The following is a 15,420-nucleotide window of genomic DNA, read 5'->3' on the forward strand; positions in this document are numbered from 1 at the left end:
GCTCTCTTCGTTTCTGAGCTTAATGGACTATAGACAAGGCATTAACTAGAATTGGAAATATAGGGATCATTAGCTTGTTTTATTCATTTGATCAGGTACCGGTTTATACCATTCTTTGCTAACGCGACCATGGAAATTACCTGAAAGTTTAAATCTGCTAGATTACTCGCAGATCTATTTAATCTGTATTTAAGGGATTACCTTCATGGCCGGTAGCAATAAACCCAAAAGTGGCACTCAGGCCGCTTCCCGCAAAAAAAAGCAGCCGAAAAGATCAGCTAGTAAAAAAACAACTGAAAAACATATAGATACACCTATTGTTGGAATCGCTGCTTCAGCTGGTGGGCTGAAGGCTTTCAAATCTCTGCTCTCCAAGCTGCCTGGCGATTCAGGAATAAGTTTTGTACTGATTCAGCATCTCTCTCCCAACCATAAATCGATACTGTCAGAACTGCTTAGCAAGGATTGTCATCTACCCGTTGTAGAGATTACCGATGGTATGACCATTGCCCCTGATCATGTCTATGTCATACCGCCAAATGAGCAATTGACTCTGTTACATAACACTCTGATTTTCCTGCCTAATGTCGATAATAAACGACACTATAATCCCGCTGATGTTTTTTTTCAGAGTCTGGCCGAGGATCGAGGTGCAGCAGCCGTTGGGGTTGTGCTTTCAGGAACAGCCTCAGATGGCACTCTGGGTTGCCGCGCCATCAAGGAGGTCGGTGGCATAACCTTCGCTCAGGATAACGAGAGTGCAGAGTATGACGGCATGCCGGCAAATGCAGTAGCAGCCGGCTGTATCGATTTTGTTTTAGCACCGGCAGAGATTGCCAAGGAGTTGGTTCGGATTGCTAAACACGCTTCACTGCGCCCCAGTGTAGCTGTAGACCATGATGAGGAGGTTCTCACCGCCACGCCTGAACAGCTGAATAAAATTTTCATACTACTACGGGCACGTACCGGTAACGATTTTTCCTACTACAAGGCGACAACCATTAAACGGCGTATAAATCGTCGCATGCTGCTACACAAAATCGATCGGATCTCCCAATATATTGTCTTGCTGCAGAAAGAGCCGCAAGAGATAGATGCTCTGTTCCAGGATATCCTGATTAATGTGACAGCCTTTTTTCGCGACCCTGAAAGTTTTGAGGGTTTACAAGCTAGCGTCTTTCCAAAGCTGCTGGACAAGCGGCCAAAAGATGCATCAATCCGGATCTGGGTGCCAGGATGCTCGACAGGTCAGGAAGTCTACTCAATTGCGATTTCACTGATTGAATATCTTGGTGGTCGGGTCACTAGTTTTCCGATCCAGATATTCGGCAGCGATATCGACCAAAGCGCCATCGAGAAAGCACGTAGTGGAATCTACCCCGAAAATATAGAGGATGAGATCTCCCGTGTGCGCCTGAACCGCTACTTTCACAAGGTCTCAGGAGGTTATCAAGTCAACAAACAGTTACGGGATATGTGTGTGTTTGCGGTGCATAATGTGATTAAGGATCCACCTTTTTCACGTCTCGACCTGATCAGTTGTCGGAATCTTCTGATCTATCTAGGTAGCACACTGCAGAAGAAGGTGTTGCAGGTGTTTCACTATGCTTTGCAACCCAATGGATTCTTACTGCTTGGCTCTTCTGAAACCATAGGCAGTCTGGCTGACCTGTATGCCCTGAAAGATAAAAAAGCCAAGATATACCAGAAGAAATCAGTTGCTGCACATCTCAAAAACGATATGGTTTTTCGATCGAATCATAATCCTGTGACTATTGAGATCCCTCAGATCACCCACGATAGTGGACAGGTCTACGATCTTGAGAGAGAGGCTGACCGTCTACTGCTGGATAAATATGTTCCTCCCGGGATTATTGTCAATCCTGACCAAATGGTTGTCAGATTTCTCGGACGTACCTGGCCCTATATCGAACCCTCAAATGGGGCAGCCTCCCTTAATCTATATAAGATTGCCCATCCGGATCTGGTTGTCGAATTGCGTGCTGCTATCCACAATATCACCAAAGAGGGCGGCAGAGTGCGTAAGGAAAATGTTCGATTAAAGGTCGATGGTGAACCGCTGCGCGTGGATATTCAGGTGTTGTCGCTGGGCGGGGCGATCCAGGGTGAGGATAATCTGCTGGTGATGTTCGAACCACACCCGGCACCAACGATAGAGCAGTCAGTCGCTGGAGAATTAACACCTGGAGATAGTGAAAACTTCGAAGCTCTGTCAGCACGTAACGCCGAGTTGGAACGAGAAGTAACGACTACTCGTGAATACATGCAGTCAATTGTTGAAGAACAAGAGGGTACCAATGAGGAGTTGCGTTCTGCAAATGAAGAGATCCAGTCCACCAATGAGGAGTTGCAGAGCACAAACGAGGAGATGGAGACCGCTAAAGAGGAGTTGCAATCCGCCAACGAGGAGTTGTCCACCGTCAACGAGGAGTTGGAGACTCGCAATCAGGAGCTGGCCCGCTCCAATGATGACCTGACCAATCTGTTATCGAGTGTCAATCTACCGATCCTGATGCTTGGGCCAGATCTACGCATACGCCAGTTTACCCAAGCGGCGGAGAAACTGCTTAACCTTATCGATACCGATGTGGGCAGGCCTATCGGTAATATCAAACCAAATATTGAGATTGGCGATTTAGAGTCGGAAGTCTTGCACGTGATCGATACGATGGTCACAAAGTCAATAGAGATAGAAGATGATCAGGGCCACTGGTACTCGGTCCGCATACGCCCATATAGGACACTGGACAATCATATTGATGGCGCAGTGATCACTTTTATCGATATCGATGCGATAAAGGATATCGACCGCATCAAAAAATCGCTGCAAGAGGAGATGCGTTTGGCCGCAGTTGTAAGGGATTCGAGTGACGCCATAACTGTGCAGGATCTGGATGGCAATATTCAAGCCTGGAATCCTGCAGCCGAGCGTCTCTACGGCTACACTGAACAGGAAGCTCTAAGCTTGAATGTAAAACAGATCGTCCCGAATAGTGGTCAGGCAGATCTGGCGAAGCTGCTGCAAGCCATTCAAGAGGGAAAAAATATAGATCCAATAGAGCTGGAACGAGTAACGAAAGCTGGCGATATATTGAAGGTCTGGCTGGTAGCCAGTGCCCTGCTGGATGGACATGGGAAACCCTTTGCCCTCTCTACAGCAGAACGTGTGATGGCTAACTGAACTAAGGAGAGTATCATGAGCCGATACAGCAGCCTCAGTCGCATAGAGCTTGAAAAAATGCTCAGTCAATCTGAGGATCTGCTGCATCTGGAAAAGGATACAGACTCTGAACATCTGCTGCATGATCTACAACTCCATAAAATTGAACTTGAGATCCAAAATCGGGATTTGATCGAATCGCAGCAGGAGTTGGAAATCATACGTGATCAATATGCTGAACTCTATGATTTCGCTCCTGTGGGTTATTTGACCCTTGATAACCACGGGATTATAAAAAATCTTAATTTAACAGCTGCTGCGATGTTGGGTGCTGAACGTTCACGATTGTTGAATAGACCCCTCTCAACACAAATGGCTGCGGGAATGAGTCGTCTGCTGTTTGATCATATACGTGATGCATTCGCTGAAGATCGTCTGATTTCAAATGACTTTACACTGAAAATCTCAAAAGAGAGTAATAACCGCTATGTCAGAGCGGATAGTATCATCCATACAAGTTTAGACGGTGAAATCTGTTGCCTGATGAATCTGACAGATACCACAGAGCGCCGCAAGACAGAAATGGCGGTAATTGATGAGCGTACATTTCTGCAGCATGTTATTGATGGTGTCGATGATCCCATCATGGTGATCGGTCTCGACTATAAAGTGTTAAGAATGAATCTTGCGGCAAAACAAGTTGCCAGTACATTGAAACTCGATTCGCAGAATCTCTGCTGTTATCAGCTTTCCCACAACAATGAGAAACCTTGTTCGGGTAATGATTACCCTTGTCCGCTACAGATTGTACTGCAAACCCGATCACCCAGTAAGGTTGTTCACAGTCATGTTTCAGAAATGGGGGTAAATCGAAGATTTGAGATCTCGATCAGTCCACTGTTTGATGATAATGGTGAGATTATTGGGGTTATTGAATCATCTCATGACATAACAGAACACCTGGAATTACTCGATGAGCTGAAGAAACGAGAACTGAGTTATGCGCATCTGGCACAACATGATCCACTGACAGGACTGCCCAATCGTCTGCTGTTCGCAGACCGTCTGAGTCAGGCGATCCACGTTGCTCACCGAAGCAAAACAACAATTGCAATACTGTTTGTCGATCTGGATCGATTCAAAGAGGTCAATGACAGCTTCGATCACGCCTGTGGAGATGAAGTACTGAAAGAGGTTGCAAAACGGTTTCAGGCTCTGTTTCGGGAAGATGATACCATTGCAAGAATGGGGGGGGATGAATTTACTGTAATACTCACACACATCAAAAATGAATCAAATGGCGCGCTGGTCGCGAAAAAGTTGCTCAATACTTTCAGAAAACCATTTACTATAAATGGTCATAAACTGTTTCTCGGCGCAAGTATTGGTATCAGCCTCTATCCTGAACATGGGGATAGCGTCGATGATCTGGTTCGTAATGCAGATTCTGCGATGTACCGGGCTAAGGAAGAGGGCAGAAATACCTTCCAGTACTATTCGGAAGAGTTGACCAGCAAAGCATTTGAACGTGTTTTTCTGGCATCCAGCCTTCATGGTGCTATGAAAAATAACGAGTTGATACTCTATTATCAGCCCCAGTTTGAGCTGGTATCCAAGAAAATTTGTGGTATTGAAGCACTCATAAGATGGCAAAACCCAGAACTTGGATTAGTAACACCCAATAAATTCATTCCTTTGGCAGAGGAGTCGGGAATTATTAATAAAATGGGTAAATGGATATTGAGAGAAGCCTGCCAACAAATGAAAGCCTGGCAGGATTCAGGCTTGATGGATAGTGAGGTGACGATCAGTGTCAACTTGTCAGGGAAGCAGTTCGATCATAACAACCTGGTTCTTGATGTCGAGCATATCCTGAATGACACAGCTCTCGCGCCTGGTTGTTTAGAGGTGGAGATTACAGAGACCATCATGATGCGCTCCACCGAGGTCACCAGCCAAACCCTGTCCAGTCTTCGAGCGCTTGGAGTCAAGGTTGCAATCGATGATTTCGGTACTGGCTATTCGTCGTTAAATTATCTTAAACGACTACCAATCACACGACTTAAAATCGATAAAACGTTTGTTTCTGAAATTCCGGGTGATTTGAATGATGTCGCAATTTCCAAAGCGATCATTTCTATGGGGAGGAATTTATTACTTGATGTACTGGCTGAAGGTGTGGAAACCGAGGAGCAACATCAATTCCTGATTGAGCAGGGTTGTCGTGTTGGGCAGGGCTTTCTTTTCGCACGACCAATGCCTTCAGATGACCTGGAAAAATACCTGAAGAATATAGCTCAGTCCGCTGCAGGCTCATAAAATCAACTTAAGTTAATCCTTGGGCTATTATTTTTAAACGCAAACATTCCCGTTCAATTAACCACGACCACTATTGCGATAGTTGATTAATCTCACTTGATTACACATATCGAGTAAGTGTTGAGAGATACAAAGCACTATACAGCTGAGGATGAGGGGCAGAGGAAAACAGAAATCATCAGTGTGGTAAGTAAAAGCAGGGTGAGTAGCTCTCCTCTCTCCTTAGCTGGAGTGGGCCGGAGAAGGGGGCTCATCAATGCCATCATCGACATCAATAATCAGCATAACAAAGATTGTTTGGCGCACACCCTCTCCCCAACCCCTCTCCCATCAAGGGAGAGGGGCTCTTACACCTCTTCTTCTGGAATAAAGGCGCGATCGTGAAGCATACACCATCACACCCGAAGAAAGAGAGCAGTTGCAGAGAGGGAATATGCCTCCACTACCCAATAGCTGTGACGCTTTGCAGGATCAGAGGTTTCTATTCGGAAGTTTTTACAGCGCCAGCAGGAGATCCCTTGATGTGATTAAAAAGAGAAGATGTGGCTGATCATGTTCCTTTGCTGCAACCCTCTGCCAGTGGATGAAGTTTGCTGCACGGATACCGGATCTCTGAAAAAAACTTCTTTATGCGCCGCCAGGCTCACCAGTAAATTCTACCAGCAGGTCTTCATCAGTAACCACAGTCTGGCAGGCGAGACGAAAGGTTGGGGGTATGTCTTTTACATTCGCACGCTCTTCCTCATGCTTTGGTAGCTTGCCGATTGACTTCAGAACTGTTCTCTCTTTATCTGTCAGCATTGCCCCTTTGATGTGATCTCCATCAAGATGGGTAATCTTTACCAGGCATGAGCCACACTCTCCATCCTGACACTCGAATGGAATTTTAATGTTGTTTTCCTTTGCTACTGCGAGCAAGGTATCGCGTTTACCTGCAATAGCAGAGACTTTCTTGTTTTTTCCCATAATGGGAGAGGAGAAATATATTGTGGCCATTGTGTGCTCCACCTGTGTTGATGACTTAAAAAAAGGATAGTTACTTTGTCCATAGTCAGACATTCAGTCTGCTAGCGGCATACGCTAACTGTTTGGACATGGCGCATCATACGTAAAATAAATGCCTCATGGATAGCACTATTTTTTTTGCACCAAGATAAAGCTTAAGCGGTGTTGAGTTATAGTAATTATAAATATTTCATGCACCAGTAAGATGCGTTTTATCTATATAAATAGTCTGTAAAATAATATTTGCACCATTATGAGGCTTGTGTCCTTTTTTTGATTCAATAGCTTTAATCTTTGCGCACTAATTTGTATCTTATCTGGAAAGCGTGTCACTCTGTTTTTACAATAAAATAGCTTTGGAGTCATCAATGGCCTGGTTATGGTTGTTAGCTGCGGGATTATTTGAAATATTTTTCGCCGTTTTTTTAAAACTGTCGGATGGCTTTACCAAGCCTGGCTATACGATATTGTTTGCTCTGTCTGCATTGCTCTCTTTTTATGCTTTAACAAAGGCAATGCAAATCATTCCAATTGGGACAGCTTACGCGGTGTGGACAGGAATTGGTGCTGTTGGGGTGGTTGTGCTTGGAGCCATACTTTTTTCTGAGCCACTGACGGGGATGAGGCTCTTTTTTATATCAACATTGATCGGTTCGATTATTGGCTTAAAGTTTGTCTCTTGAGGGTGTCGGGAGGATGATTGAATCAGGACTATCAATAACTGCACTTCAACCTTTTCCCATTGATAGGTATAAGCGAATTTCCTGCAAAGTCATTAAAACCAGTGCTCGTGCCCATCGGGCTCGTATTGTAGGGTGGGGTCCAGCCCCACCAATAGCAGTTAAGTGAGCGCCATGGGTCTTAGATTCACAAAATGTTGGAATATCTTGATTCACCTTCTGATTCAGCGCTCTGTTTGATTTCATCGAGTTTTCTGAAAACTTCCATGCTGTTCTCTTCCATCGTTTTAAGCGCGTTCATCAGTGCGCTGTAATCTCGTTCACTCTGAAGGAGTTTGAAAATATCATGTGTCGTTTTATGAACAATCTCATGGGGTTGTTCCAGCGCTTTGTAATAGGGTGAGGATGAGAAAAACTCATCACCTTCGCCTTCGTAGTACCACTTACCGAGTCTGCAGTTGTGGTGATCGACAAATTCAAATGCAGCTTCGCCGTGATTGATTGAGAGATAGGTGTTTACCTTCCACAACATATGGTCCAGCTTTGCCAGCCCCATAAAAACACTGTCAGTTGTTGCCGATATATCACCAAAGTAGCCTTTAACCTCTTCATTGATGTTTTTGAGGTTCTCTTCGAACCCTTTTACCTTGCCCTGGACATCGTCAATACACTCGATCAGTCGGGTTGAGTCACCACCAACAGATTCCACGTTTTGTTGCATGGATTGGATTACATCGTTGGTGTCACTGATTGCTGATTGTGTCTTGTCTGCAAGACCTCGTACTTCATCAGCAACTACGGCAAAACCTCGTCCCTGCTCTCCAGCTCGCGCTGCTTCAATAGCTGCATTCAAAGCGAGGAGATTGGTCTGCTCTGCAATGCCCCTTATAAATGCCAGAATTGAGCTGATTTCAGTGGCGCGGGAAGACATGTTTTTTACAGAGCCTTCTGCATGAGTAGAGAGTCTGGAGAGGTCATCCAATGCCTCTGTGATATGAGATATATCAGTTGTCAGACCTGTAAAATGTGAGCGCACATTCGTAGCACAGCTTAAGGTGTGTTTTGCTGATACGACTGAATCGGCCAGGTCGGATTGAATAATACCCAAGCCAGCTTTCATCTGCGAGTTTTCGAAGGTCATCAACTCATTGAGTTGAGACTCCCCGGATGAGTGCTGTTGAAGTGAGGTTAGGGTTTCAGACTGCCTGTCCAGTTGTTCCTCAAGTGCTGCAGCTTTCTCCCTCAGTTTATTATTTTCCGACTCAAGCTCTACAATGTGAGCCTTATCCTTCCTATTGAACCATCCCATACTGGTATCTCCATGCCGATCCATTTAGAGTTAGATATAGATAGCGTCAGTTTTCTTGATAGCTTTAGCAGGGATATTTGGCTGCGCCTGGCCAGATCTTCAGACTACGATGGCCAGACCCAGTTTAGAATATTCGGTTCAGCCCGTTCAGGGCAGCCACACGATAAGCTTCTGCCATAGTTGGGTAGTTGAATGTGGTTTCTGCGAAATAGAGCAGACTGTTGGCTTCCCCGGGTTGAGCCATGATGGCCTGCCCTATGTGAACAATCTCGGAAGCCTGTTCGCCAAAACAGTGGATGCCAAGGATTTCCAGGGTTTCACGATGAAACAACAGCTTCAGCATACCCACATCATGACCGGTAATCTGCGCCCGCGCGATGGTGCGGAAACTGGCCTGGCCTACCTCATAAGGGATCTTGCTGGCAGTGAGTTCCCGTTCGGTCCGGCCAAGAGAACTGATCTCAGGCAGGGTATAGATTCCAGTTGGAAAGTCATCGATGAGTTGCCAGTCTGCGCTACCGGTAGCTATCTGGGCACCAACAAAACGACCCTGATCGTAACTGGCACTGGCCAGGGCAGGGGGGCCCACCACATCACCCACAGCATAGATATGGGGTAGTGAGGTGGCATAGGTTTTATCGATTTCGATCTGGCCACGATGGTTTACAGTGACTCCTATCTCTTCCAGTCCCATCTGTTCAGTATTACCACTGCGTCCGTTGGCCCAGAGTAGAACATCGGTCTTGAATTTTTTACCCGACTTACAGTGCAGAACGACCCCGTCATCCATTGGTTCAACCTGCTCGTACTCCTCGTCGTGGCGAATCACGGTTCCCTGGTTACGCAGGTGGTAACTCAGTGCATCGGTGATTTCATCATCCAGAAAAGATAGTAGGCGGTCGCGGGTGTTGACCAGATTAACTTTGACATCGAGATTGCAGAAGATCGAAGCGTATTCACAACCGATCACACCAGCACCATAGATGGTGATGGAGTCGGGTGTACTGTCGAGACGTAGTACCGAATCACTATCCAATACTCTGGGATGGTTGAAATCGATATCCTTGGGATGGTAAGGGCGCGACCCGGTTGCAATCACAAAGTGATCCCCTGTGACCTCTTCACTCACCCCCCGATCCTGCATGATCTCCAGTCGGTGAGTATCGATGAATCTTGCTCTGCCATGAATGACATCGATTCTATTTCGGGCATAGTGTCGCAGGCGACTGCGCACCTGTTCGCTGATCACCTTGCCGGTAGCTTGAAGCAGATCGGAATATTCGACCTGAATCTGATCCTGAGTATGTTGGAAGAGGGGATTCTTCCGATAGTCGCGCAGCAACTGAATGTTGTGTCGAAGTGCCTTGGAAGGGATCGTGCCCCAATGGGTGCATCCTCCGCCCACTTTGTCATGTGCTTCGATTACCGCTACCCGCTTGCCGCTCTTTACCAGCTTCATGGCAGCCCCTTCACCACCGGGACCACTGCCAATCACTACTACATCAAAATGCTTTGCACTCATTGCTACTCCGCCATTGGTTCAGCTTGTCTAGGCAACAGTCTATCAGTAATTTCGCGGTGCAGCATTCACTGCGAAATCAAATCAACCAGAGACATTGATGCCAGAACCCCATAAGTCAGTGGACATTCGATCTCTCTGTTATCTGACCCTAGTGAGATTTGAGAGATGTAAAAGCATTACTCAGTAGAGAATAAAAAGCAGAACAATTACAAATCATCAGAGTGGTAAGGGGAGGGTGAGTATGCAACTGGGATCTTACTCCCCTCTCCCCATGCGGGAGAGGGGGGATCATAAACACCGTCATCTGCCTAATTGATGCTGATCGTTAATCTGCTTTGATTCACGGCAAAATTCCATAAATCCATCAAGTTCCATTGCAGGTGCGATCAGATCACCTTGGACAATATTGCATTCATAGTTTTTAAGACGATCTAATGTCTGCTGCTCCTCAATACCCTCAGCAACAATTTTGATGCCCAGTTTTCTTGCCATGCTGATCGTTCCTTCAACGATGATTGCATCAGTCTCCTGAGTGGTGATGTCTTTGATCAGCATTCGGTCAATCTTAATTACATCAATAGGCAGATTCTTAATATACGCAAGAGATGATTGGCCTGTACCGAAATCATCGATGGCCAGGGTGAAGCCCGCCTGGCGCAACTGATCCAGCTTATTTACCGTTTCATCGAGATCCTGCATCAGCGCATGCTCCGTTACTTCAAAAGTCAGGCGTTTGGCATCAATGGCATGATTATTAATAGTTGACATGATATTCGCCACGAACTCTCGCTCAGTAAACTGAAGCGGGCTGACATTTATGGAAACCTTAAACGCATCATCCACCAATCTTGACTCTTCCAGGGCATTGATATGCTGGCAGACCAGTTCCACTACCTGTTTGCCTAGCTCGATAATTAGCCCACTCTGTTCGGCATATTCTATGAAATTGTCTGGTGCGACCAGGCCGTCCTGTGGATGGTGCCAGCGAACCAGCGCCTCTGCGCCAATCATATTACCATCCATCGTGACCATTGGCTGATAGTGGAGAACCAGGTCGTTATTTTTAAGGGCAGTGCGTAGCCCCTGTTCAAGACTCATTAACAGATTTGCCTTCTCTTGCATCTCCGGACTGTAGAGACTGATGCTGTTGCGGCCAACATACTTTGCCTGATACATGGCAAAATCAGCACGCTTTAACAGGTCATTTGGATTGTCAGCATGAATAGGAAAAAGCGCGATACCGATACTCGCTGACATATGAATCTCTTTACCACCAAGCTGGAATGGATGTCTGAGGGCCTGTTGGATTGTTTGGGCTTTCTCTTCGGCTAGATTGATAGCCCCAGGTTCTTGGTCTGCAACCTCGGGCATCAGCAATACAAATTCATCACCACCAAGACGTGTTGCTGTGTCCTCTTCACTAAGGCAGTGATTGAGTCTGCCAGCGAACTGTTTTAGCAGTTCATCACCTTGTTGGTGTCCCATTGAATCATTTAGGGTTTTGAAGTTATCAAGATCGAGAAAAATCAGCGCACCGATATGAGAGTGATGGACTGAACGGGCGATATCTTTGGTCAATCGTTCGATCAGCAGGCGTCGATTGGGTAGGTCGGTCAAGGCATCATGATAGGCTAAGTGTTCTATTATCTTACGTGAATGCTGTTGCCTGATGCCCATTGCAAGCGCTTCATATAAATTCCGATGAATACGAATTGCCCCAACACTCATTACGATCAGGTAGACGCAAGTCATAATGCCCAGGCCGATATTTGCTGGTCCACCAAATGAGAGCAAGCGAGCCAGTAGAGGGACGATAACCAGAAGAATATAACCCAGTGAAGCAGGAAGTAGCGTGGCTTGTGAGACAACGCCACCAGCAGCCATACCAATCAAGGCAGCAATTATTATGGTTTGGTGAAACTGCTGATCCATTGGTACCAGCAGAAATGCAGCTGATCCCCAGATAACACCTGAGGCCAGGGTGCCCGATATGGCACGCTGTCGCCAGATCTTCAACGAACCATCTTCAGGTTTTTGAGCGTGATAGATGCGGTAAGTGTAGTAGCGATAGAGAGTGAGAATCAGCATCGCGAGATACCAGGTAACCAGTATCTCGGAACGGATCACAGACCACTGGGCGATCAAGATTATGGTGGCATTAATCATGATTGCGATCAGTGCGGAAGGCAGGCCAGTGTAAGACAACTCAACCTGCCTTTGACTGATACGGGCTTTAAAGTCGGGTGGATCGCCGGGTGATGATTCTGTGTATTGCATGGGTTTGATTGGCGGTATAAACCAGATTACGTTTCTATTTTTTTTAGATACTACGATAATGTCAGAAATCAACAGATTAAGGAACCTCTAAACGCTCAGTCTCTATTCAAAGGTCTCTGAATAGAGACTGAGTATCTGACTTTGCAGCTTCATGGAATAGATATAACTATATACTGTTTTCAATTTTCAGCTGAGGTTTTCAGGGCACCATTCTCAAGGGTATTTTTCTCAGCAGTTGTATCTATAAATATTGGGGCATTACTGGATAGAGAGAATCTCTATTCCCATGGTGGAAACTCTCCTTCTTCAGAGAGAGTGTTCATGTGATCGCTCAACGCTTGCATGAATGCTTTGCGATCCCCTTGCCAGTACAGTGCTTCCCCTACAAAGACATCACAAAAAAAGGGCACCAGAACGAAGTCACCTTTGGGAAGAGCCATTCCCAGTCCATGAAGGTAGACAGGTATGACAGGCACATCGGGGCGACGTTGTGCAATATGTGCAATACCAGTTTTGAAACGCCCCAGTTGTTCAGGTTCTCCTCGACTGCCTTCAGGAAAGAGTATCAGTATATCGTCACTATCAAGTGCAGTAATAACTTCTGCCAATGGATCATCGTGACTTGTCTTGATCGATCGTCGAAGCGGAATGATGCCAATTATTTTTAGGGCAAACCAGGCAAGCCATCTGTTCTTTAAAAAGTAGTCCATTGCCGCTACAGGACGAACTTTTGCTAATAGTCGCAGAGGTAGTAGTGACATCAATACAATGGTATCGAGATGACTGTTGTGATTAGCGATGATGATTGCCGGTCCCTCTTTTGGCAAGTGAACTTTTCTGCGAACATTAAGGCCGAGAATGACTAAAACCAGCGGTTTAACAATCAGAATAAAAAAAAGAAGCTGCAACAGTCTGTTCATGAGAACTCAGTAGTGCAGATAGTAGATGAAGTGGAAGAAGAGGGGGGCAGTAAAAGTCAGGCTGTCGACTCTATCCATAATGCCGCCATGTCCGGGAATTAGTGCACCACTGTCTTTTACACCAATATCGCGCTTGATGGCAGAGATAACCACATCACCAAGAAAACCGCTGATACCAATCAGCAGGCCGGCGCCTAAAGCCTCTAGAGAGTTCAGTGGTGTCAAGTAGGGCGCAATCAGCCATGCTGCGAATACAGAGGTCAAGACCCCACCGAGCAGTCCCTCGATGGTCTTCTTGGGGCTGACCTTGGGGACCACAGGATGTCTTCCAAACAGTTTGCCCCAAGTGAATTGGGCAACATCATTGAACTGGGTGAGGAAGACCAGAAAAAAGAGTAGTCCGGCACCACCCGCCAGGTTGTTCTCAGATGGCAGAGCCAATAGAAAGGCGGCATGGCTGAGACTGAATACTGTGGTCATCAATCCCCAATGAAGCGTGCCAGCTGCTTTAAGAAAACCATCTGTCTTGCCTGCGAGTACCATGCGGGCAGGTATCAGCAGAAACATATAGACCGGTATAAAGATGATAAACATGCCATACCAGCCGACTGATACCCAGAAGAATTGTAGCGGGATAGCAACAAAGCCCCAGAATATAACCCGACGGTCTGCCTGGCGTGTAGGGACCATCGATAGAAACTCTTTAAACGCCAGAAATGAGATGAATGCCAGGAAGAGAATGGAGATAGTGGTTGAAACAGCGATAGCGAATGTAAAGATCGCCACCATGATCCACCAGGATTTTATTCGCTCACCGAGTTCTTGGTAATCTGATCCAGTTTGACTTCTAAGTACCTTGACCAGGATGGTTGAGAATATCAACAAGCCATAGACACCAGCCAAGGCCCAGATCACTGGAGAGGAGAGGTTGCTCACAGGCTATCTCCCTGGGGTGACTCTTTTAAAGCACTACGAGCACGATTTACCAGGGTGACAATGGAGAGAGCCAGCATGGCCCAAAGCAGCCAGTCAGACCAAGCGCCGGCTTCGATTCCAATACCCAGCAACAGAGACAACAGACCGAATCCAAAGGCTCTGTCACTCTTACCGAATGGGCCATCATATCGTCTTGATGCGCCAATCTGGATAGCGACCACCCCCATCATCTCAACCATTACCGAGACAAGAACAAGCACAATCAAGGGTAGAGCATTGATCCCGGAGAGCAAGGCAATAGGCAGGTAGAGTGCACAGTCAGATATTACATCCCCCATCTCATTCAGCACAGCGCCGAGTCGGCTCTGCATCTGATGCTCCCGTGCGAGCATGCCATCGATGGCATTGAGAGCCATGCGTAGAAACAACCATAGTGGCATCAACAGCAGTAATAATCGGTTTTCTGGATTGATTGCGATGGCAGCACCAAGCGCTATTGAGAGCAACATCGCGGTGATGGTGACCATGTTGGCAGTGATGCCGAATTTGACCAGGGAACTGTTTAGAGGACGCAGCAAACTCTGAAAACGGGGTTTCAAGTCATAGATGCTGGGCATAAAAGTTCCTTAATTTGTTATGAATATTCGTCCATGAGAACGTAACTTAGATCATATTAGCTTATTTAAAACAGTGGAAGCAATGACAGTTGAGGGGGTGTGTTTATAATTCATATGGCCATTCAATGTCTTCGTTAGTGGTAGCTTAAAAGAGAAGGCCTGGTCTCAGATTTGTGAAAAGATCCCTGAGAATTATTGATTTCTCAATTGATCCCATAGGTCACAAAATTGAGATCAAAAAACCTTACACATCGCGTAGGGTGGGGCCATGCCCCACCAAATAGCGAGTGAGGCCCGCTCAAGTGGGTGGATGGGATAGAACTTGAATGACTAGAGAACCAGCTTTATTCTGTTTTTCACCTTATCTGGTGGGGCATGGCCCCACCCTACGGTACTATCTAAAGCTAGTCCCCTCTCTCTATTTTCATCAAGTTATCAAGCTACTGTTTCGTCCATCTGGGCGAGTCACTTTTCAGAGATTGGGAACGAGGGCAAAACCTTACACATCGTGTAGGGTGGGGCCATGCCCCACCAAATAGCGATAGAGGCCCGCTCAAGTGGGTGGATGGGATAGAACTTGAATGACTAGAGAACCAGCTTTATTCTGTTTTTCACCTTATCTGGTGGGGCATGGCCCCACCCTACGGTACTATC

Annotated in this window: 10 protein-coding genes; 3 read left to right on the forward strand and 7 right to left on the reverse strand. The window is 46.3% G+C overall.

Translation table 11 applies throughout. The annotated features are described in order from the left end of the window. Positions 1-205 precede the first annotated feature (205 nt). Together AC4IFB_RS01240 and AC4IFB_RS01245 are read left to right on the forward strand one after the other, a co-directional pair. Positions 206-3,202: a chemotaxis protein CheB gene (locus tag AC4IFB_RS01240; protein ID WP_490776315.1), complete on the forward strand. Its 2,997-nt coding sequence runs from the start codon at positions 206-208 to the stop codon at positions 3,200-3,202. A 15-nt stretch (positions 3,203-3,217) separates the two neighbouring features. Continuing rightward, entirely contained in the window at positions 3,218-5,500 is a 2,283-nt protein-coding gene (locus tag AC4IFB_RS01245) for a sensor domain-containing protein (RefSeq protein WP_490776314.1), read from the forward strand. 627 nt (positions 5,501-6,127) lie between these two features. Here AC4IFB_RS01245 and AC4IFB_RS01250 read toward each other — a convergent pair. Continuing rightward, a complete protein-coding gene (locus AC4IFB_RS01250; protein ID WP_490776313.1) occupies positions 6,128-6,496 on the reverse strand; it encodes a 2Fe-2S iron-sulfur cluster-binding protein in 369 nt (122 codons plus the stop codon). Positions 6,497-6,873: 377 nt separating this feature from the next. Here AC4IFB_RS01250 and AC4IFB_RS01255 point away from each other — a divergent pair, with 377 nt between their 5' ends. After that, positions 6,874-7,188 carry a DMT family transporter gene (locus tag AC4IFB_RS01255; protein WP_490776312.1) on the forward strand — a complete coding sequence of 105 codons (315 nt, stop codon included), beginning with the start codon at positions 6,874-6,876 and terminating at the stop codon, positions 7,186-7,188. Between the two features lie 184 nt (positions 7,189-7,372). Here the strand turns inward: AC4IFB_RS01255 and AC4IFB_RS01260 are convergent, their stop codons facing one another. The 6 genes from AC4IFB_RS01260 to AC4IFB_RS01285 all read right to left on the reverse strand — a co-directional run bounded on the left by AC4IFB_RS01260 (position 7,373) and on the right by AC4IFB_RS01285 (position 14,766). Continuing rightward, positions 7,373-8,494, reverse strand: a complete 1,122-nt coding sequence (locus tag AC4IFB_RS01260; RefSeq protein ID WP_490776311.1) for a methyl-accepting chemotaxis protein — start codon at positions 8,492-8,494, stop codon at positions 7,373-7,375. 124 nt (positions 8,495-8,618) lie between these two features. Further along, a complete protein-coding gene (gene sthA, locus AC4IFB_RS01265) occupies positions 8,619-10,016 on the reverse strand; it encodes a Si-specific NAD(P)(+) transhydrogenase (RefSeq protein WP_490776310.1) in 1,398 nt (465 codons plus the stop codon). A 300-nt stretch (positions 10,017-10,316) separates the two neighbouring features. Then, positions 10,317-12,293, reverse strand: coding sequence for a putative bifunctional diguanylate cyclase/phosphodiesterase (locus tag AC4IFB_RS01270; RefSeq protein WP_490779148.1), 1,977 nt, complete (start codon positions 12,291-12,293; stop codon positions 10,317-10,319). 278 nt (positions 12,294-12,571) lie between these two features. After that, complete coding sequence (locus tag AC4IFB_RS01275) at positions 12,572-13,213, reverse strand: lysophospholipid acyltransferase family protein (protein WP_490776308.1); 642 nt, start codon at positions 13,211-13,213, stop codon at positions 12,572-12,574. 6 nt (positions 13,214-13,219) lie between these two features. Beyond that, entirely contained in the window at positions 13,220-14,149 is a 930-nt protein-coding gene (locus AC4IFB_RS01280; RefSeq protein WP_490779149.1) for a phosphatidate cytidylyltransferase, read from the reverse strand. After that, entirely contained in the window at positions 14,146-14,766 is a 621-nt protein-coding gene (locus AC4IFB_RS01285) for a CDP-alcohol phosphatidyltransferase family protein (protein WP_490776306.1), read from the reverse strand. Before AC4IFB_RS01285 ends, AC4IFB_RS01280 begins: the two co-directional genes overlap by 4 nt. Positions 14,767-15,420: the final 654 nt, after the last annotated feature.

Source organism: Candidatus Thiodiazotropha sp. AKIB8, from assembly GCF_058244675.1.